At 51.8% G+C, this 20,865-nt stretch carries 16 protein-coding genes; 5 read left to right on the top strand and 11 right to left on the bottom strand.

Annotated elements, in window-relative coordinates:
- Positions 1-11: 11 nt before the first annotated feature.
- The 11 genes from AC3ISQ_RS13720 to lrp form a co-directional block, all read right to left on the bottom strand.
- Positions 12-1,160: an MFS transporter gene (locus AC3ISQ_RS13720; RefSeq protein WP_489347318.1), complete on the bottom strand. Its 1,149-nt coding sequence runs from the start codon at positions 1,158-1,160 to the stop codon at positions 12-14.
- Positions 1,161-1,279: 119 nt separating this feature from the next.
- A complete protein-coding gene (gene napF / locus AC3ISQ_RS13725) occupies positions 1,280-1,843 on the bottom strand; it encodes a ferredoxin-type protein NapF (RefSeq protein WP_489347320.1) in 564 nt (187 codons plus the stop codon).
- On the bottom strand, positions 1,843-2,460 hold the full coding sequence (gene dmsD / locus AC3ISQ_RS13730; RefSeq protein WP_489347321.1) for a Tat proofreading chaperone DmsD: 618 nt from the start codon (positions 2,458-2,460) through the stop codon (positions 1,843-1,845). The genes napF and dmsD overlap by 1 nt, the downstream gene beginning before the upstream one ends.
- A gap of 56 nt (positions 2,461-2,516) precedes the next feature.
- Positions 2,517-3,377: a dimethyl sulfoxide reductase anchor subunit family protein gene (locus AC3ISQ_RS13735; protein WP_489347323.1), complete on the bottom strand. Its 861-nt coding sequence runs from the start codon at positions 3,375-3,377 to the stop codon at positions 2,517-2,519.
- Between the two features lies 1 nt (position 3,378).
- Positions 3,379-3,996 (bottom strand): DMSO/selenate family reductase complex B subunit, encoded by a 618-nt coding sequence (locus AC3ISQ_RS13740; RefSeq protein WP_489347325.1) that lies wholly within the window; start codon positions 3,994-3,996, stop codon positions 3,379-3,381.
- A 10-nt stretch (positions 3,997-4,006) separates the two neighbouring features.
- On the bottom strand, positions 4,007-6,460 hold the full coding sequence (ynfE, locus tag AC3ISQ_RS13745) for a selenate/tellurate reductase subunit YnfE (protein WP_489347327.1): 2,454 nt from the start codon (positions 6,458-6,460) through the stop codon (positions 4,007-4,009).
- Between the two features lie 270 nt (positions 6,461-6,730).
- A complete protein-coding gene (gene serS / locus AC3ISQ_RS13750) occupies positions 6,731-8,023 on the bottom strand; it encodes a serine--tRNA ligase (RefSeq protein WP_489347329.1) in 1,293 nt (430 codons plus the stop codon).
- Positions 8,024-8,132: 109 nt separating this feature from the next.
- Positions 8,133-9,419 (bottom strand): replication-associated recombination protein A, encoded by a 1,287-nt coding sequence (locus AC3ISQ_RS13755; protein ID WP_489353287.1) that lies wholly within the window; start codon positions 9,417-9,419, stop codon positions 8,133-8,135.
- 72 nt (positions 9,420-9,491) lie between these two features.
- On the bottom strand, positions 9,492-10,100 hold the full coding sequence (gene lolA / locus AC3ISQ_RS13760; protein ID WP_489347331.1) for an outer membrane lipoprotein periplasmic chaperone LolA: 609 nt from the start codon (positions 10,098-10,100) through the stop codon (positions 9,492-9,494).
- A 160-nt stretch (positions 10,101-10,260) separates the two neighbouring features.
- Positions 10,261-13,824 carry a DNA translocase FtsK 4TM domain-containing protein gene (locus tag AC3ISQ_RS13765; protein ID WP_489347333.1) on the bottom strand — a complete coding sequence of 1,188 codons (3,564 nt, stop codon included), beginning with the start codon at positions 13,822-13,824 and terminating at the stop codon, positions 10,261-10,263.
- 120 nt (positions 13,825-13,944) lie between these two features.
- On the bottom strand, positions 13,945-14,442 hold the full coding sequence (lrp, locus tag AC3ISQ_RS13770; protein ID WP_489347334.1) for a leucine-responsive transcriptional regulator Lrp: 498 nt from the start codon (positions 14,440-14,442) through the stop codon (positions 13,945-13,947).
- Between the two features lie 595 nt (positions 14,443-15,037).
- Here lrp and trxB point away from each other — a divergent pair.
- The 5 genes from trxB (at position 15,038) to infA (ending at position 20,747) form a co-directional block, all read left to right on the top strand.
- The gene (gene trxB / locus AC3ISQ_RS13775) at positions 15,038-16,009 is read left to right on the top strand and encodes a thioredoxin-disulfide reductase (RefSeq protein ID WP_489347336.1); all 972 of its coding nucleotides are present in this window, start codon (positions 15,038-15,040) and stop codon (positions 16,007-16,009) included.
- 183 nt (positions 16,010-16,192) lie between these two features.
- Positions 16,193-17,959 (top strand): heme ABC transporter permease/ATP-binding protein CydD, encoded by a 1,767-nt coding sequence (gene cydD / locus AC3ISQ_RS13780; protein WP_489347337.1) that lies wholly within the window; start codon positions 16,193-16,195, stop codon positions 17,957-17,959.
- Positions 17,960-17,961: 2 nt separating this feature from the next.
- Positions 17,962-19,689 carry a heme ABC transporter ATP-binding protein/permease CydC gene (gene cydC / locus AC3ISQ_RS13785; protein ID WP_489347339.1) on the top strand — a complete coding sequence of 576 codons (1,728 nt, stop codon included), beginning with the start codon at positions 17,962-17,964 and terminating at the stop codon, positions 19,687-19,689.
- 8 nt (positions 19,690-19,697) lie between these two features.
- Positions 19,698-20,423 carry a leucyl/phenylalanyl-tRNA--protein transferase gene (gene aat / locus AC3ISQ_RS13790; RefSeq protein WP_489347341.1) on the top strand — a complete coding sequence of 242 codons (726 nt, stop codon included), beginning with the start codon at positions 19,698-19,700 and terminating at the stop codon, positions 20,421-20,423.
- 105 nt (positions 20,424-20,528) lie between these two features.
- A complete protein-coding gene (infA, locus tag AC3ISQ_RS13795) occupies positions 20,529-20,747 on the top strand; it encodes a translation initiation factor IF-1 (RefSeq protein ID WP_002211347.1) in 219 nt (72 codons plus the stop codon).
- Positions 20,748-20,865 lie beyond the last annotated feature (118 nt).

The following is a 20,865-nucleotide window of genomic DNA, read 5'->3' on the forward strand; positions in this document are numbered from 1 at the left end:
TTTTTTCACATTTAGGCCGCAGCCAACGGCGTAGGGTGATGATCTGGCTTTCTCAGCAACATCATCAAATACAGCAATGAAACCGAAGCCGTCATCACAAACAACACACGATCGGAATAATTCTGCATCAGCATTGCTGTCATGGTTGGCCCTAACAAACTGCCGATGGTGTAGCTCATCAACAGCGCTTGATTCATCGCCACCAACTCATGTGGCATGACTTTTTCACACGCCCAAGACATCGCCACCGGATAAAGAGTAAAACCCGCACAACCGAGGATGAATAGCGAGGGTGCCATCGCGTAATTACTCAACATCGCGACGCTAGCCAAGATCACCACAAACACCTGAATGCGCAATACCAACAAGCGTCCATAGCGATCGGCCATCCGCCCTACCGGCCATTGTCCAAAAATTCCGGCACTTACCAACAAAGCCATCCAATAACCCACATTGGCATCGCTCATCCCTTGGTGGGATAAATACAGCGGCATCAAACCATACAATGAACCCAATACGATACCGGAGATAATGCAGCCGTTGATACCCAAGCGTGCACTGCGGCGTCTTAGCATCGACCAGATGGAAACGTGTTGTGATTGCTCATCATCCTGCCCGTTAACGCGAGCAAACAGCATCGGTAACATGGCAGCTATCACGATCGCCACTAGCCACGGCACTACATGCAAGAGTTGGGTAGAAACCATGCTCAATAACAATTGCCCGGCTACCGTGCCAAGATAGTAAACCATCATATAAGCCGCCAGCAGTTGACCACGGTGACTTAACGTACCGCTACGCAATAAGGCGCTTTCGACGATAACCCAGATCCAAGCACAACCGACACCCGCGAAGAAACGCCACCCCATCCAGCTCCAAGGATCCAAAGACAACGCCATACCTGCCGTTGCAACCGCAAAGACCAAACAAGAAAGATGGTAGCTACGTGTAAAACCGACACGCTTGATGAGTTTACCTGCACTCAGCGTTCCGACCAGATTCCCGGTGAAATAACAGGAACTGACCATACCGATTTGCCAAGTTGATAACTGAGCATGAGTTAGCCAAAGAGGAACTAATGTATTCAATACGGCCATAGAAACCGTAAGCAACAACAATCCGCAGAGCAATAACAGCACTGGGCGAGAATAAGCGGACATAGCGAAATTGAAACCGAACACACAATGAAAGTGCGCGCATCATGCCACTGGCGATAAAAAAGTCAATCAGCGCTTATTAGTGGATCGCACAATTTGTATTGCACGGCGAAAAAAGTAAATTACAGCGTCGCTGGCAGCCGTTTTTCCGCTTGGGGGCTCAGGGTAATGTGACCGTGAAAACAGGATACTTTACATGCACCACAGCCGTTGCACCGCACATCATCACAGATCACTCGCCGCTCACCTTCTGGGGAGTCATCAAAACTTAACGCTTGTTGCGGGCAACTATTCAGACAGCCCTGACAACTGTTTTGTCGCCCTAAGCAACTCAGACTGATTTGTGGTCGCAATGTGGTATCCGCCAACATGCCTTCACGTAACGCCCCGCTTTGACAAACTGTCGTACATTTCAGGCAGAGGTCACATTCGGTAAAATCGATGGAGAGCATGACGTGACCTTGTTGATCCAACGTCAGTAAACCATAAGGACAAGCCGTCACGCAGTCGCCACAGCCATGACATAAAGAAGTGAACAAGGTTTCTGGTAGCGATTGAGGAGGCCGGGCAACAGCAGGTAAAACCGGGATTTCGGCTGTGGGTAACGTCTTGGCACGTTCCATCCAACCGGTGAACAGCCGCCGGCGCTGACGGCCTTGTGCACTTAACGGCTGTTCATTCTTCATTAGAAATACAGTTCCAAAGACTCAACCGGAGCAGAACATTCGGTCGCCCAAGCATTCAGCGTAATTTGCGCCAATTGCGCCAACCCGACGTAGAATGGATGCCCACCATTTTCTTGTAGCAATGCTAAAAATCGTGGAGCCCAAGGCAACAGGTGCTGTACCAACAGTTGTTCAACCAATCTACTCTGACGTTCTTCTGCCAGCCAAGCCGTCATCATTAACAGAGTGCCGATATGGTCTTCTGGTTCATTCTGATCGCGTTGCGCTTCAATGCTATTCACCCGCAACCACTTGCGTAAACGTAGCGTGGAATCGCCAAACAATACTTTCTCATGATCCAGATACACCGAGCCCCATAACGGCGCAGGTAATGCATCAGGGCCAACAAACAGGCGTTGATAAACCTCAGCCAACGATTCTTCCTGCTGATCCTCAATCCCTGTCGCTATCAAAGCTGCGGCAGCCTGTAACTGGTCGGCTTCACCATACGGCCACTCTTTGATCCAGTCTGGAACAGACAAGGTTGCCAGCAGTTGTTGGCAGTCTTCACTTTCTGGCGGTGCATACAACAACACACCCAACACCCGACCAGTTAAAGCGATATTTTCAAGCGTCATAAATCAAGGATCCTATAAAGGGCGCAGTACAATTGAACCGCGCCCAACAACAATATTTAACCAGCTACCGCCATGCCGACAGTCATATGCAGGCCGTAGAACACGCCACGCCCAATCAACTCGCCAGCGATAACCAGAATTAAGCCTAGAACCATGCCCATTACGCTCGCGTTACCACGGCGCAGTAATGGACAAATCCAGCAGCCTAAGCCTAACACTATCAGCACCAGTCGCCACACCATTAACTGACCGTATTGCGGGATGAGTGCCGAAGCCTGTTGTACGGAACTGCTGATGGTTGACAGTTCGCTGCCCTGCATCATCGCGGCACCTAAACTGATCAACAGCGCGACAACGCTCAACGTCGCCAACGAACGACGAGCGGAGACTTCCAGCCCCGCCGTACGTAGCAACAGAACGCCCAGCAATGGCCCACCGATAAACACGGTCAGGAAGAAGTTCAGCGTGGTATAGCCGTTGTACCAAGTCGGTACAGTGTCGATTTGATAGACTCGTGTCATGGCGTAAACAAACAACACGCCCAGCACCATCGCTACCACTAACCACACTTTCCCCAGCGCCTGTGGCATTTTGCCCAGCACTGCCAGCAACCAGTAAATCCCACCCACGGCAAAGAACAATGCACCGCTGGCGATCTCATTACTCAATGCCGAAGCTCCAACGCGATTCAATGAGTTAAACGCACGCAACGGCGAACCCAAGTGCAACGTCGACGCCACAAAGGCAACGCCCATCAACACCCACAGGTAGAACATCGAACGATGTACCGACTGACGTTGACGATCGTTCAAGTTGCCGCCAATCAACGCGAGCCCCATCACGAAAAGCGCACCCACCACACATTGCCCCAACACCGTAAACAGCATCAGTGGCCATTCATGCCATCCCATGCCCATATCAAACCTCCTTCGGATTGGCTAGGTAGCCGGTGGTGTCGCCCGTTGGGCGGCTATTGGCATTCGGTTTCAGCACAATACACGGCTTGGTAAAATGCGCGGCTGGCAGCGGAGCTACCTGCGCCAAAGTGCCATGCTGTTGGCGAAGCTCCTCGATCGGACCGAAGTCCAGCGCCCGCAATGGGCAAGACTCCACACAAACCGGCTTTTTGCCTTCGGCCACTCGTTCATGGCACCCATCGCACTTGGTCATGTGCCCTTTAGCGGCGTTGTACTGTGGTGCACCGTATGGACAAGCCATATGGCAATAACGACAACCGATACACACATCTTCGTTCACCACCACAAAACCGTCTTCCCGCTTGTGCATCGCACCACTTGGGCACACTTTGACACAAGCCGGTTCCTCGCAGTGGTTACAGGCGATCGACAGGTAATAGGCGAACACGTTTTGATGCCAACCTTCGCCATCTTGTTGCCAATCACCGCCGGCGTACTCATAAATGCGACGGAAACTGACATCTGGCGTCAGGTTTTTATAGTCTTTGCAGGCCAGCTCGCAGGTTTTGCAGCCAGTGCAACGACTTGAATCGATAAAGAATCCATATTGCTGAGTCATTGGCTACCCCTTACGCCTTTTCGATTTGAATCAGGTTGGTATGCTGCGGATTACCTTTAGCCAGCGGCGAAGGCCGATGGGTGGTCAGGGTATTCATACAGGCACCATGATCGATACGATCGCCATTCATATTGGCCTGATGCCAGGCTCCCTGCCCCATAGCGACAACGCCAGGCATAATACGTGGCGTAACTTTGGCTTCGACACGCACTTCACCGCGACCATTGAACACTCGCACGTTGTCACCATCGACAATGTCGCGTGACTGAGCGTCCAGTGGATTGATCCATACTTCCTGACGGCAGGCCGCCTGTAAGATATCGATATTGCCGTAAGTGGAGTGAGTACGTGCTTTGTAGTGGAAACCAAACATTTGTAACGGGTAGGTTTTACGCAGCGGATCGTCCCAACCTTCAAAGGTAGAGGCATAAACCGGTAATGGACTGATGGTTTCGTCTTTTTCCAGTTCCCAACTGTTAGCAATCTCAGCCAATCGAGCGGAGTAGATTTCGATCTTACCGGACGGTGTTTTCAGTGGATTAGCATCTGGATCTTGACGGAATTTTTTGTACGCGACGAAATGCCCATTCGGATCTTTTCGCTTATAGATCCCCATACTGCGCAACGCTTCGTAACTTGGTAATTGCGGATCTTTTTCCAGCATTTTGGCGTACAGATATTGCAGCCATTCCGCTTGAGTTCGCCCTTCGGTGAACTTCTGATGGACTTCAGGCCCCAAACGACGCGCTACTTCACTCATCACCTCATAAATGCCCTTACGTTCAAATTTGGCGGAGGTGGCGGGTTGGATAAAGATCAAGTAACCCATGTTACCGGCATAGTCGTTTGGAATGATGTCTTCCTGTTCGACGGTCATCAGATCCGGCAGCAAAATATCGGCATATTTCGCCGACGAGGTCATAAAGTTTTCCAGCACCACGATCATTTCGCACTGAGAGTCATCTTGCAAAATATCGTGGGTTTTATTGATATCAGAGTGCTGATTAGTGATGGTGTTACCGGCATAGTTCCAGATGAATTTGATCGGCACATCCAGTTTGTCTTTACCGCGTACCCCGTCACGCTTAGCGGTCATTTCCGAGCCACGCACGATAGCATCGGTCCAGCTAAAACAGGAGATCTGAGTTTTTACTGGATTTTCCAATACCGGCATACGTTCAATAGTAATGGTATAGGTCGATTCACGTGCCCCGCTGTTACCGCCATTAATACCGACGTTACCGGTCAAAATTGGCAGCATAGCGATAGCCCGAGAGGTCAGCTCACCATTGGCTTGACGCTGTGGCCCCCAACCTTGGCAAATATAGGCCGGTTTAGTCATGCCGATTTCCCGCGCCAGTTTTATAATGCGGTCGGCCGGAATACCCGTCACTTTTTCAGCCCATTGTGGCGTTTTCTCAACGCCATCTTCACCTTGCCCAAGAATATAAGCTTTATAGTGACTATTGGCCGGTGCACCAGCAGGCAGCGTTTTCTCGTCATAGCCAACGCAGTATTTGTCTAGGAACGGCTGATCGACCAAATTCTCGCTGATCAACACATGCGCCAGTCCAGCGACCAAAGCCGCATCGGTGCCAGGGCGAATCGGGATCCATTCATCCTCACGCCCGGCTGCGGTATCGGTATAACGAGGATCGATAACAATCATGCGTGCATTGGAACGTTCACGTGCCTGTTCCAGATAGTAGGTAATGCCGCCACCGCTCATACGCGTTTCTGCCGGGTTATTACCAAACATCACCACCAGCTTGCTGTTTTCGATATCAGAAGTGCTATTACCGTCATTACTACCGTAGGTGTACGGCATGGCGCAGGCGATTTGCGCGGTGCTGTAAGTGCCATAATGGCTGAGGAAACCGCCATAACAGTTCATCATACGGGCGACTAATGAAGCATAAGGCGATGAACGGGTAATATTGCCGCCGACAATCCCGGAGGTGTAATTGATATATACCGCTTCGTTACCGTACTTCTCGACGATTCGCTTCAGGTTGTTAGCAATCTCGTCGAACGCCTCTTCCCAACTGATACGCTTGAATTTTCCTTCACCCCGCTTACCGACGCGTTTCATAGGGTAATTCAATCGCTCAGGATGGTTCATGCGACGACGAATAGAACGGCCACGCAAGCAGGCTCTCACCTGATGATCGCCATATTCATCCAGTCCGGTGTTATCGGTTTCAACCCAATACACTTCGTCGTCACGCACATGCAAACGCAAAGCACAGCGGCTACCGCAGTTAACCGAACAAGCGCCCCACACCACTTTATCTTCTGCTGTTTTTTGTACACTTTCGCTAACGGAATCGGCTAACGCACGGCGACTAAAAGGCAATGCTACGCCCCCCACGGCCATCGCCAACCCGGCGACACCACTGGATTTCACCAATGTACGACGGCTGATCCCTCCAGACAGCAAGCTGTTGTGTTTATTTTCCGACATAACTCACTCCAAGTTTTACCCCAGTATTGGGAACGTCATGCCCTTGATTTAAGGCGGTGACCAGAGGAGGCAGATCCGATGTCTGCTGATTAATTTGAGTAAAAAATACTCCTCTGCGAAGAGGATATTACTCAGAAGTGAGTAGGAAACTTTGTCTGCTATCAATAAAGCGAAGAAGTATTAGGAGGAAAAAATGCTTTCGAACGAAAGCAAAGTGGTTTTCTTATAAAAAAAGCGCCCGTAGGCGCTTTTGGTCAAACAGAGAGTTATTTAGCCAATAAACTCTAGGCCACCCATATATGGGCGTAATACTTCTGGCACCTGAATACGGCCATCAGCTTGCTGATAGTTTTCCAGTACCGCAACCAAGGTACGGCCTACAGCCAAACCAGAACCGTTCAACGTATGAACCAAACGTGTTTTTTTCTCGGTCTTGCTGCGGCAACGCGCTTGCATACGGCGCGCTTGGAAATCCCACATGTTGGAGCAAGAAGAGATCTCACGGTAAGTGTTCTGCGCTGGCAGCCACACTTCCAGATCGTAGGTTTTACAAGAGCCTGCGCCCATATCACCCGTACACAACAACATTTTGCGGTATGGCAGATTCAACAGTTGCAGCACTTTCTCTGCATGACCGGTCAGTTCTTCCAGCGCATCCATTGAGTCTTCAGGACGAACTACCTGCACCATTTCGACTTTGTCGAATTGGTGCATACGAATCAGACCACGCGTATCACGGCCATACGAACCCGCTTCAGAACGGAAGCATGGGGTATGAGCGGTCATTTTCAGTGGCAGATCGTCTTCGTCGAGGATCTCGTCACGCACCAAGTTAGTGACAGGTACTTCCGCAGTTGGGATCAGCGCATAGTTGCTGCTTTCTGATTCTTCTTCCAGCGGTTTAGTGTGGAACAGATCGCCACCAAATTTCGGCAACTGACCCGTACCATACAGCGTCGTATGGTTAACCAGATAAGGAACGTAGGTTTCCAGATAGCCATGTTTCTCGGTGTGCAGATCCAGCATGAATTGTGCCAGTGCACGGTGCATGCGGGCGATTTGCCCTTTCATCACCACAAAGCGCGCACCGGTCAATTTCACCCCGGCAGCAAAATCCAAACCACCGGCCATTTCACCGAGAGAAACGTGATCGCGTACTTCGAAATCATACTGGCGCGGCTCGCCCCAGCGGCTAATTTCCAGGTTTTCGCTATCGTCTTTACCGTCTGGCACAGAATCATCTGGCACATTTGGCATGGTCAACGCATAGTCACGGATCTCGTTTTGTAGTTGATCCAGTGCTGCCTTGGCGGCATCCAGCTTTTCACCCAGCTCGTTAACTTCAAGGCGCAGCGGCTCAATGTCTTCCCCACGCGCTTTTGCCGCGCCGATAGATTTCGATCGGGAATTACGCTCTGCTTGTAATGTTTCGGTTTCTACCTGCAAAACTTTACGGCGCTCTTCTTGAGAACGCAGCAGATCCAGATCGAGTTTAAAGCCTCGGCGAGCCAGTTTTAACGCAACTGCGTCTAGCTCATTACGCAGCAGATTGGGATCGAGCATGCTAATCCTGTGCTTGTTGTTATTGAAAGAGTATTTGTTGATTCATACCGCGAATAAATAGCCGTATGAAAGAAGAGTGATACCCACTAACCTTACCGCAACGGCAACGCTAGCGGTAGCGTTTTGTCTGGCTATTTTGATCCTGCTCAGCCAGCCATGCCAACTTTTCGCCAATTTTGCCCTCCAACCCACGTGAAGTTGGATGATAGTAGCGTGTGGTGGCCATTTCCGGCGGGAAATAATTCTCCCCAGCCGCATAGGCGTTGACTTCATCATGGGCATAGCGGTATTCCGCCCCCAGTCCCATTTCTTTCATCAACTTGGTTGGGGCATTACGCAAATGCTCCGGCACGTCATAATCGGTCATTTCCTTGGCGTCGCGCATTGCCGCTTTGAAAGCGGTATAAACCGCGTTACTTTTCGGTGCACAGGCCAAATAAACGATCGCTTGAGCAATCGCTCTTTCACCTTCTGCCGGCCCCACACGAGTGAAACAATCCCAAGCGGCGATCGCCACTTGCATACCGCGCGGATCGGCGTTGCCGACGTCTTCGGACGCAATAGCCAACAGGCGGCGCGCGACATACAGCGGATCGCCACCGGCAGTAATAATACGCGCATACCAGTACAGCGCAGCGTCAGGTGCCGAGCCGCGTACCGATTTATGCAGAGCTGAAATCAGATCGTAATAGCGGTCGCCTTTATTATCGAAACGCGCGCTGCGCTCACCGGAGACTTCTTTCAGCAATTCCGGTGTGAGCACTCGCACGCCCTTGGCGTCAATTTCGGCCATATCGGCCATCATTTCCAATAGGTTCAAGGCACGTCGTGCATCACCACTGACCAATTCGGAAACCAAGCGTTGCGTTTCTGCTGGCAGTTCGATCTTCTGTCCGCCTAATCCCCGCTCACTGTCGTTCATTGCCTGACTGAGCACTCGGCTGATATCTTCCGCCGCTAACGCCTTCAACAGATAGACTCGCGCACGGGATAACAGTGCCGAGTTCAGTTCGAACGATGGGTTCTCGGTGGTTGCGCCGATAAAGGTGATGGTGCCGTCTTCAATGTGTGGCAAGAAGGCATCTTGCTGACTTTTGTTAAAACGATGAACTTCATCCACAAACAGGATAGTGCGGCGACCGGCGTCGCGGTTGTGCCGCGCCCGTTCGATCGCCTCGCGGATCTCTTTGATGCCAGAAGTGACGGCCGAGATCCGTTCTACATCGGCCTGACCATAATGACCGATCAATTCTGCCAGCGTCGTTTTCCCAGTGCCCGGAGGCCCCCACAGGATCATCGAATGCAATTGCCCCGCTTCAATAGCGCGTGGCAACGGCTTACCCGCAGCCAGCAAATGTTGCTGGCCGATGTATTGAGCCAAGGTGGTTGGCCGCATACGCGCCGCCAACGGTTGGAACTCATTGTGGGAAAAATCGAGCGACAGGTTATTGCTCACGCTGGCCTCTACTTACTTCCGCTGGTCGTCCAGCGTGACTCCCTGCGGCGGGGTAAATTTGAATTTAGCAGCATCTACGTTGGTGCTCTGCTGGCTTTTCAGCACGTAGCTGCTGCGTTGACCATCTTGTTCAACCGCTGCAAAGCTCTTGATAGTGCCGCTATTGGTGACGCTGATATCAAAACGCTTCAAATTGCCGTTGCTGGCTTTTGGCGTCAGTTCAAAATCATCGCCTTTCTGCTTGATGTTGTACTGCTTCCAGTCACTGGCGTTGTTACGGGTGATCAGCATAAACGGCGTGTTGGTAGTGGCACTTTTCAACCAAGAGGCGGTGACTTGTTCAACAAACGGGTTATAGAACCACAGGGTTTCACCGTCCGAGATTAAAACGCTTTCGTCAGGGGAAGTCATGTGCCAGTTAAACAGATTCGGGCGTTTAACCCACAGCTCGCCTTCACCTTCCTGTACCGCTGCGCCATCGTTGGTCACTTTTTGTGAGAAGCTGGCATGGAAGCTATTCACCTTGGCCAAGCGACTTTGCAGATCCTGAGCGGCATCAGCCAATACAGAAGTAGAAGCGAATCCCGAAAGCAGACAGCAGGCAACTAACAGTTTTTTCATTATTCCAGATACCTTATGAAATGCATTAATCCGCGTCACTCTATCCGAAGTCTCGCGCTCGCAGATAGGACAATGTTCTGAGAAGTGTGCGGTTTTACGCTTCTTTGCACAAGGGCCGCTAAGCGGCCCTTTATTATCAATAGCAGTGATTAATCAACCATCAATCATGTCGTGGCGGCGCCAGCACCTCACGGTTGCCGTTGTGCCCTTGTTCACTGACGATGCCCTGCGCTTCCATCTGTTCGATGATGCGCGCAGCACGGTTGTAACCAATACGGAACTGACGTTGTACGCCAGAGATCGAGGCGCGGCGTTTATCTACCACGAACTCCACCGCTTGATCGAACAACGGATCCAGTTCTTCATCACCGTCCAGACCACCAGTCCCCCCCTCACCATCGTCACCGCCGCTGATGATACCTTCTTTATATTGTGGTCGCTCACGCGCTTTCCAATCCTTCACTACCGCGTGGACTTCCTGATCGCGTACAAAAGCACCATGAACACGTACCGGAATCGAGGAGTTCGGCGCCAGATACAGCATGTCGCCCATGCCCAACAGGGATTCCGCACCACTTTGATCAAGGATGGTACGGGAGTCAATTTTGCTGGATACAGTAAAGGCAATACGCGTCGGGATGTTAGCTTTAATCAGGCCGGTGATAACATCCACCGATGGACGCTGAGTTGCCAGCACCAAGTGAATCCCCGCCGCACGGGCTTTCTGCGCCAAGCGAGCAATCAACTCTTCGACTTTTTTACCGACCGTCATGATCAGATCGGCGAACTCATCCACCATCACCACGATATACGGCTCTTTCTCCAACACCGGCGGCGTGATGTCCATGCTGTCGCTTGGCTTCCAGAACGGATCTGGAATCGGACGTCCCATCGCTTCAGCCTGATCGACACGTTCGTTGTAGCCTGCCAGATTACGCACACCCAACGCAGACATCAGCTTATAGCGACGTTCCATTTCAGCCACACACCAGCGCAATGCATTGGCGGCGTCTTTCATATCGGTAACCACATCGGTCAATAGATGCGGAATGCCTTCATAGACCGACAGCTCCAACATTTTCGGGTCGATCATGATAAAGCGCACTTCTTTCGGCGTGGCTTTATACAGAATGCTGAGGATCATGGCGTTAACGCCGACCGACTTACCAGAACCGGTGGTACCGGCTACCAGCAAGTGAGGCATTTTCGCCAGATCGGCCACCACCGGTTGACCGGAAATATCTTTACCCAGCACGATCGCCAGCGGTGACGGGTTATCTTGAAACGCTGGGCAATCCAGTACTTCGCGCAGGTAAACCGTCTGACGCTTAACGTTTGGCAACTCCAGCCCCACGTAAGGTTTGCCAGGAATAACCTCAACCACACGTACCGCCGAGGTAGACAGCGAACGCGCCAAGTCACGCGACAGGTTGGAAATACGCGCCGCTTTTACACCAGGAGCCAAATCCAGTTCGAAGCGGGTAATGACCGGCCCCGGCAGAATATCTACCACATCCGCTTTAACACGGTAATCCGCCAAGCTGGCTTCCACCAAGCGTGCCTTTTGTTCCAATGCGAACATATCAACCGGTTCCACTTCCTTCGGCGCTTCAGTCAGCAAATCTAACGTCGGTAATGGCGTCGTCGGTTTTTGCAATGGCATATCATTGCGCATCAGGAACGGGTGGATCAGGCTGTCCATCGCAGCTGGCTGCGGAGCCGTCTGCGCTGGGGGCTGATAAGCCTGTTGTTGTTGATAAGAACTAGGCTGTTGATAAGAACTAGGCTGTTGATAAGAAACAGGTGGCTGCGGTGCAGTTGGCTGTTCGGGGTGTACTGGCTGCTGCTGCGCTTGATACGCAGGATTCAAAGGTTGTTGGTAAGCCGGAGCCGCTGGCTCAAACTGACCAAATGGCACATCGTCTTCCTGCTCACTTTCACGTTCAATACGTTCTTCGAGCTGCGGCGACAGAGTGAACATCGGTTCACTCGGGCCATCATTCACCAAATCATCCATGGGTGAGAAGCCAAAAGCATTGCCTTTATCAGTTGCTGGACGCATTGGCTGCGCCGCAGATTGCGGTTGTGCGTAACGGTTTTGTTGCTGCTGCGCAAAAGCTTGGCGTAGCGCGGCTTCTTGCAACGCCTCTTCATCGTCCTGCTGATATTCTTCGCCATAACGCTGGCTTTGCTGCTGCGCAAACGCCTGACGCAGCGCCGCTTCCTGCATACCTTCATCATCTTGCGGATTTGCAGATACCGCCGGTAAAGTTTCGTTTTCTTCACGATCGCGCTGTTCTAGCTCAACCTGACGCTGCGAAGGCAATTTAATACCATAAGAAGCCAATTCACGCCGGGTTGGGATACGCACCGGATTCGGACGCGGCAACTCAGGGCCAATCCCCTGCTTCACCTGTGAATCACTGCCCGAAGTAAAGGCGGGTGTAAAGGTGTTTGCAGCCACCACACTGGCCGCAACAGCCGCCGCGGTTTCAGTGGGTTTCACGTTACCAAACGCCGGTATGGCATCGACCGCGCTAAAACTACCCTCTGCCTGCGCAGAGGAAATATTGACATCCGGCTGCTTAGCAGAGAAATCAAACGGTGATGGCTCGCGAACTGGCGGCGTTGCAGGCTCATTCCAATTGCCCATCCGCGGTTCGTCATCGTCCTGGAAAGGATCGGCCGGGCGCACATGGGTATTGGATTGCACAGGCACATCTTCTGGGATCTCAAACGAATACAGCGGCGGAGCCGTACTCTCTACTGTCGGAGTCGTCGGTTGTGGTGCAATGACTGGATCTGCTGGTCCGGTAACCGCTGGAGCCGCTTGTGTAGCAAGCAGAACATCATCATCATCGCCGTCATTAGCCCGCAGATGATTCAATAACGGATCGGCGGCGTCTTCTGCCACTTCTTTCGCTGTTTCTGTCACCGAAGGCGCGGAGAACAACACATCATCATCCGCTATCGCAGCCGCTGAGGCCACGCTTGCAGCGGCTGCCACCGTTGCTGCGCCTTTGTTTAACGGTTGAGAGTTTGACTGCTGAGGTTCATCAACCAGCACATCATCATCGTCGTCATGATCGTAATAGCGCTCTTCACGACGTGAGCGGTTGGTAGCAAATGTTGCCACGCCAAGCACCGCACCGCCGATCTTCTCAGCGATCACTAACCATGACCAACCGGTAAACAGAGTCAGACCCGCAGCCCAAACGCACAGCAATGCCAGCGTTGCACCAATGCCGTTGAACCACGGCAACATAGCGTTGCTGAGCAGGCTGCCAATCACTCCACCGGAAGCGAAGTAATAGAGATCATCCACGTTCAGAGCCGCCAACCCACAGGAGGTGAGCACCAAGGCTAAGGTGCCAATCAGGCGCAGTGAAAGTGCGAAATAATCGATGTAATCGCTGGTATCCCGCTGGCGATAACCTGCCCAGCACAAAACCAGCATGATCGGCGGTATCGCATAGGCGAGTACCCCGAAGGTAAAGAACAGCGTGTCGGCCAACCAAGCTCCAACACCACCACCCAGATTATGAATAGGCTCATGCCACGCGGTCTGCGACCAGCTAGGATCAGACGGGTTGAAACTGATCAACGCAGCCATGAGGTAAACGGCAAAAATAGCTACCACAATCAGCACGGCTTCCAGTAAACGGCGGCCACTGCTGAGTTTTTTCAAGGTAACTTCTTTATCTTCTGTATATTCCTGGCTCAAGAAAGGCTCTCCAGGTTCCTGTTAGCTGATATAGCAACAGCGCCGAGAAGCTTCCCCGGCGCTGAAACTGTATGGATAAACAGGAGTGTAGCGAATTTAATTCGGTTTTGCACCTGCACCTTACCGTGTTTTGATAACCAAGCGGTTACTCTGTTTCACTTCTTCCATTACCACGTAGGTACGGGTGTCGTTAACGCCCGGCAAACGCAGCAATGTTTCGCCCAATAACTTACGGTAGGCAGACATATCCGGTACGCGGGTTTTCAACAGGTAGTCGAAATCACCGGAAACCAGATGACACTCCTGAATTTCTTCAAGTTTCTGAACTGCTGAGTTAAATTGCTCAAACACATCCGGTGCACCGCGATTCAACGTGATTTCCACGAAAACCAGCAAAGAAGCATCCAGATAATGCGGGTTAAGCAACGCAGTGTAACCATGAATGAAACCTTGGCGCTCAAGACGGCGCACACGTTCTAAACATGGCGTTGGGGACAAACCTACGCGCTTTGAAAGCTCAACGTTCGAAATACGTCCATCCTTTTGCAACTCGTTCAGGATATTACGGTCAATTCGATCGAGATCTTTACCCGGGCGTTTCTTGTTGTTATCTACCATTATTATCTCTCTTATTTTTCCCTACACTTGCCACACCCTAGCCAACGATGTGTAAGGGCTCATTCCAAGCGCAGACCCGATGCCTGTCATCTGTTTTTCATTACCATCATGCACGATTGCCCAGCCTGTCTGTCTACCCTGTGCAATCAATCAGAACAAAGAAATTAACATCTTGTCACACGTTATTGCCCGTCACTTCTACAACGGTGTAAATACACTCAATTTGCCGTAGGTACGGGGATAATTTCTTCTTCCTATGATGTTTTCGCAAATGCGCAGCGGATTGTCAAAGTAAAAGAAGCAAAATCAGAACAACGTACCGCCATGAAAAATTTGCACCCTATTTTTGATTATCTCGCACTGGGTAAAAAAATCGTTCAGATAGCGGCATAAACCTAACAAAAGTGTGGCATTTCCGGGTTGATATTCCTTCCCTCGCCTAATGCGGTGCTGCTGGATTTGACATCAAATTAATAATTAATAGGCGATAGCTATCAAACAAATCGTTAACAACATCCCACGGTGCTTTTTTTACTGCGGTAATTTCCCTACAATCGATTCCATTGTCCGCCATTGTGGGAAATAGAGGTTATTCATGGGCTCGGCTAAACATAGCAAATTATTGATTCTGGGCTCCGGCCCGGCTGGCTACACCGCAGCGGTTTATGCCGCACGTGCAAACCTGAACCCGGTGTTGATTACCGGTATGGAACAAGGCGGTCAACTGACCACCACCACCGAAGTGGAAAACTGGCCAGGTGATGCTCATGACCTGACCGGCCCAGCATTGATGGATCGTATGCGTGAGCACGCAGAAAAATTCGAGACCGAAATTGTTTTCGATCACATCAACAGCGTGGATTTACAACAACGTCCGTTCCGTCTGTCGGGTGACAGCGCCGAATACACTTGTGATGCACTGATCATCGCGACTGGCGCTTCTGCCCGTTATCTTGGTCTGCCTTCAGAAGAAGCATTTAAAGGCAAAGGCGTTTCCGCTTGTGCAACCTGCGACGGTTTCTTCTACCGCAACCAGAAAGTCGCGGTTGTCGGTGGTGGTAACACCGCCGTGGAAGAAGCGCTGTATTTGTCTAACATCGCTGCAGAAGTTCACCTGATCCACCGTCGTGATAGTTTCCGTTCAGAAAAAATCCTGATCAATCGTCTGATGGAAAAGGTGAAAAACGGTAACATCGTGCTGCATACCGACCATACGCTGGACGAAGTGCTGGGCGATCAAATGGGTGTCACCGGTGTGCGACTGCGCAGCACCAAAGACCAAGAAGAAACCAAAGAGTTGGAAGTAGCAGGAACCTTTATCGCTATCGGTCACAGCCCGAACACGGCAATCTTTGGCGGCCAACTCGAGCTGGAAAACGGCTACATCAAAGTGCAGTCAGGCATTCACGGTAACGCAACGCAAACCAACATCCCAGGTGTATTCGCTGCGGGTGACGTGATGGACCATATCTATCGCCAAGCTATTACCTCCGCAGGCACTGGCTGTATGGCGGCGCTGGATGCAGAACGCTATCTTGACGGCATTGCCAACGCCGAAGTGCTGTAAACCTTCCCATCTTTACCAAAGATGACAAAGGCGGCTGAAATGCCGCCTTATTTATTTTCAGTCTGCCGAGCGAAGAGGTAACATTAGTATTCACTTGTTCGCTTCCAATTGAAGTAAACACTTTTTTAACAGTACGTTAACCTCGCTTGTTTATGCAGGCGCTCGGCGACGCAGACTCTTCAGATGAAAAAAACCAGACAGCACCAGTTAACCCGTTGGCTTAAGACTCAAAGCGCTTTAGCACAGCGTTGGTTACGTCTTTCTATGTTGTTGGGGTTATTCAGCGGCATATTGATCGTGGCACAGGCTTGGCTATTAGCCTCGCTATTGCATTCTTTGATTATTGAACAGGTTCCACGTCAAGCCTTAATCCCCTCATTTATTGGGTTGGTGGTGGCTTTCGCCCTGCGCGCATTGCTAAGTTGGTTGCGTGAGCGCGTTGGTTTTATTTGTGGTCAAGTGATTCGCCAGCGCATGCGTCAGCAGGTTTTGGACAAGCTACAGCAGCTAGGCCCTGCGTGGGTGCAAGGTAAGCCGGCCGGAAGCTGGGCAAGCATTATTGTCGAGCAGATTGAAGATATGCAGGATTACTATTCCCGCTATCTGCCACAAATGTATTTAGCGGTGTTTATCCCAGTTCTGATTCTGATCACCGTATTCCCTATTAACTGGGCCGCCGGGTTTATTCTGCTGGCAACAGCTCCATTGATCCCGCTGTTTATGGCGTTGGTGGGTATGGGCGCTGCAGATGCCAACCGCCGTAACTTTGTCGCGCTAGCACGCTTGAGCGGTAATTTCCTCGATCGTTTACGCGGATTGGATACGCTACGTTTATTTAATCGCGCCCATGCCGAAAGCGAACAAATCGCTAAATCTTCCGAAGACTTCCGCAGCCGCACCATGGAAGTGCTGCGTTTGGCCTTCCTCTCTTCAGCGGTGTTGGAATTCTTTGCCTCGCTCTCGATTGCCATCGTCGCGGTGTACTTCGGTTTCTCTTACCTCGGTGAACTGAATTTTGGCAGCTACGGCACCAGCGTAACCTTGTTCGCCGGTTTTTTGGTATTGATTCTGGCACCCGAGTTCTTCCAGCCACTGCGCGATCTCGGCGCGTTTTATCACGCTAAAGCGCAAGCCATTGGTGCGGCAGAAGCGCTAGAAACCTTCCTCAGTGCCGAAGGCGAGCAAATGGGCAACGGCACCCAAATGTTGGATGGCGATGCGCCATTGACGTTACAGGCGCGCGATTTAGAGATCTTGTCACCAACCGGCGTGCTGTTGGCCGGGCCATTGAATTTCACCATGGAGGCCAATCAACGCATCGCTCTGGTAGGTTTAAGCGGAGCAGGAAAAAGTTCGCTGCTTAATCTGTTGCTCGGTTTCCTGCCCTACCGTGGCTCGCTGTGGATCAATGAGATTGAACTGCGCGATCTGGATGCTGAAAGCTGGCGTCGACAGTTGGGCTGGGTCGGGCAAAACCCGCACCTCCCCGCACGCACGCTGGGCGAAAATATTCTGTTGGGCTTCCCGGACGCCAGTAAAGAAGAGTTGCAACAAGCCGTTGAGCAAGCCTACGTCAGTGAGTTCTTGCCGCAATTGCCGAATGGGTTAGCGACCGAGATTGGCGATAACGCCGCTCGTCTGTCGGTGGGTCAGGCGCAACGTGTGGCGGTAGCCCGAGCGCTCATCAGCCCACGTCGTTTGTTATTGTTGGATGAACCTGCCGCCAGTTTAGATGCCCACAGCGAACGCTGGGTGATGCAGGCACTGAATACCGCATCACATCAACAAACGACCCTGCTGGTCACTCACCAGTTGGAAGATACCGAAGATTTCGATCAAATCTGGGTAATGGATGACGGTAAAATCATCCAGCAAGGTGATTACAACAGCCTCAGCAATCAACCGGGGTTATTTGCCACACTGGCAGCCCACCGCAGCGAGGAACTCTAATCATGCGCGTTTTGCTCCCGTTCCTAGCGTTATACCGCCGTCACAGCCTGCTGATTATTCTAGGTATTCTGTTAGCCATCATCACTCTGCTGGCCAGCATCGGGTTACTGGCACTTTCCGGTTGGTTCTTAGCGGCCTCTTCCTTGGCGGGATTAGCTGGATTGTATACCTTCAACTACATGCTGCCTGCCGCAGGTGTGCGTGGTGCCGCGATCTTCCGTACCGCTGGGCGTTACGCTGAGCGCGTCGTTAGCCATGACGCCACCTTCCGCGTGCTCTCGCATCTACGAGTATTCACCTTCAACAAGATCTTACCGCTGTCACCGGCGGGTATTGCTCGTTTCCGTCAGGCCGATCTTTTGAACCGACTGGTAGCGGATGTTGATACGCTCGATCACCTGTATCTGCGTGTTATCTCGCCGTTGGTCAGTGCCGCGGTAGTGATTGCGGTCGTCACCTTCGGTTTGAGTTTTTTGGATGTCGGATTGGCGCTGACGTTGGGTGGTATTCTGCTGCTGTTACTGTTGCTGCTTCCACCGGTGTTCTATCGTGCTGGTAAGCCGATCGGCGGCGAGCTGACCGCATTGCGTAGCCAATATCGTACCGATCTGACCGCTTGGTTACAGGGTCAAGCCGAGTTGGTGGTGTTTGGTGCCGTGAACAAATCCCGCCAAGCACTGGACGCCACTGAACAACACTGGCAGCGTCGCCAATGGCAACAGGCTTCGTTAGGCGGCAGTGCGCAGGCGTTGATGATCCTCGCGACCGGGCTGACCGTGTCACTGCTACTCTGGCTAACGGCCAACGGCATTGGTGGAAATAGCCAGCCAGGAGCCTTGATCGCGCTGTTTGTTTTTGCGGCTCTTGCCTCGTTCGAGGCAATGGCACCGATCGCCACCGCGTTCCAACATCTGGGGCAAGTGATCGCTTCGGCAACGCGCGTCAAGCAGATTATCGATCAGCAACCAGAAGTGACTTTCCCAACGCAAAGCGCCGCAACAGCGACGGATGCCGCGCTCAATTTGCAACAAGTGACTTTCACTTATCCGAATCAACCGCTGCCAGTGTTGCATGACGTCACGTTGGATATTGCTGCTGGCGAGCATATCGCCCTGCTAGGACGTACCGGTTGTGGTAAATCCACCCTGCTTCAGTTGCTCACCCGCGCATGGGATGCCGATCGCGGTGACATTCGGCTTAACGGCCAACCACTGGCGGCCTATGATGAATCTGCGCTACGTTCCATGATGACGGTGGTCAGCCAGCGAGTGCATATTTTCAGCAGTACGCTGCGGGAAAACCTGCATATTGCGAATCCAAACGCTACCGACGCCGAGTTAAAAGACGTTCTACAACAGGTAGGTTTGAGCAAACTGCTGGAAAATGATGAAGGATTAAACGCTTGGTTAGGCGAAGGCGGTCGTCAGCTTTCCGGGGGTGAACAGCGCCGTTTAGGCATTGCCCGCGCGTTGTTGCACCACGCACCACTATTATTACTTGATGAGCCGACCGAAGGGTTGGATGCTGAAACCGAACAACAGATCTTGGCATTGCTGCGTCAACATTGTCGTGGCAAAACGCTAATTCTGGTGACTCACCGCCTGTATGGGTTGGAACATATGGATCGCATCTGCGTGATGGACGGTGGGCAAATTGTGGAACAAGGTCATCATAGTGAGTTGCTGCGCCAGCAAGGGCGTTATGCACAGTTCCGCCAGCGTATTCGTTAAGGGAATTTATGCGCATTGTGAGCCTTTCTCCACAGTCTATCGCCTTTCCTTCACCGGAGAGTGCCCTACGCGATCCGAACGGCCTGTTGGCGATTGGTGGCGATCTAACGGCTCCTCGCTTGCTTGCGGCCTATCAACGCGGCATCTTCCCTTGGTATTCACCGGGGGAGCCTATTCTGTGGTGGTCACCCGATCCGCGTGCGGTGCTGTTTCCCGCAGAACGGCATATTAGTCGTAGTTTTAAACGTTTTCTGCGCCATACCCCATTGCGCACTACACTTAATCATGATTTTGCTGCCGTGATCGCCGCCTGTGCCGAACGTCAGCACGAAGGGACCTGGATTGGCCCTGAAGTCCAACGCGCCTATCTGCACTTGCATCAACTCGGCTATGCTCACTCGATTGAGGTTTGGCAAGACGATGAGCTGGTAGGCGGCCTATACGGCGTAGTACAAGGCGCAATGTTCTGCGGTGAGTCGATGTTCAGTCGTGTGACTAATGCCTCCAAATGCGCGCTGATGGCGTTTTGCCAGCATTTTAGCGCTTATGGAGGGGAATTGGTTGACTGTCAGGTGCTTAACGCTCACACTGCCTCGCTTGGAGCTAGGGAGATCCCCCGCCGCCAATTTTTACAGCAGCTTAGCAACCTACAGCGAAAATCATTAGCGCCGGAGTGCTGGCAGCCACAAGTCATACCCCCGCAACGCTTTGAGCCACCCTCCCCAACAAACTAATTTGCGGAAATGGTGTAATGTTCAGCGACGCTTCTTTACATAACGGGGGTTTTTCGGCATTATCTTGCCGGTTAAAAACTAAGGTAGTTACACCTAGAGGATTCGATGGCCAAAGAAGACAATATTGAAATGCAGGGCACCGTTCTTGATACGTTGCCGAATACCATGTTCCGCGTTGAGTTAGAAAACGGGCACGTGGTTACCGCACACATCTCCGGTAAAATGCGTAAAAACTATATCCGCATCCTGACGGGCGACAAAGTCACTGTAGAGCTGACCCCGTACGACCTGAGCAAAGGCCGCATTGTCTTCCGTAGCCGTTAATCGGCTTGCCTGCCGCCAAGCACTGGTGGCAATGGGGATGCTTTCCCACTGGAGCCCTTTCCGTTTATCCCCGCTGTTTATTCCGCGCCGGTAAACTGAGAGGGCTTAGTCATTTTGA

It is taken from the genome of Serratia sp. KH_031 (assembly GCF_057839655.1).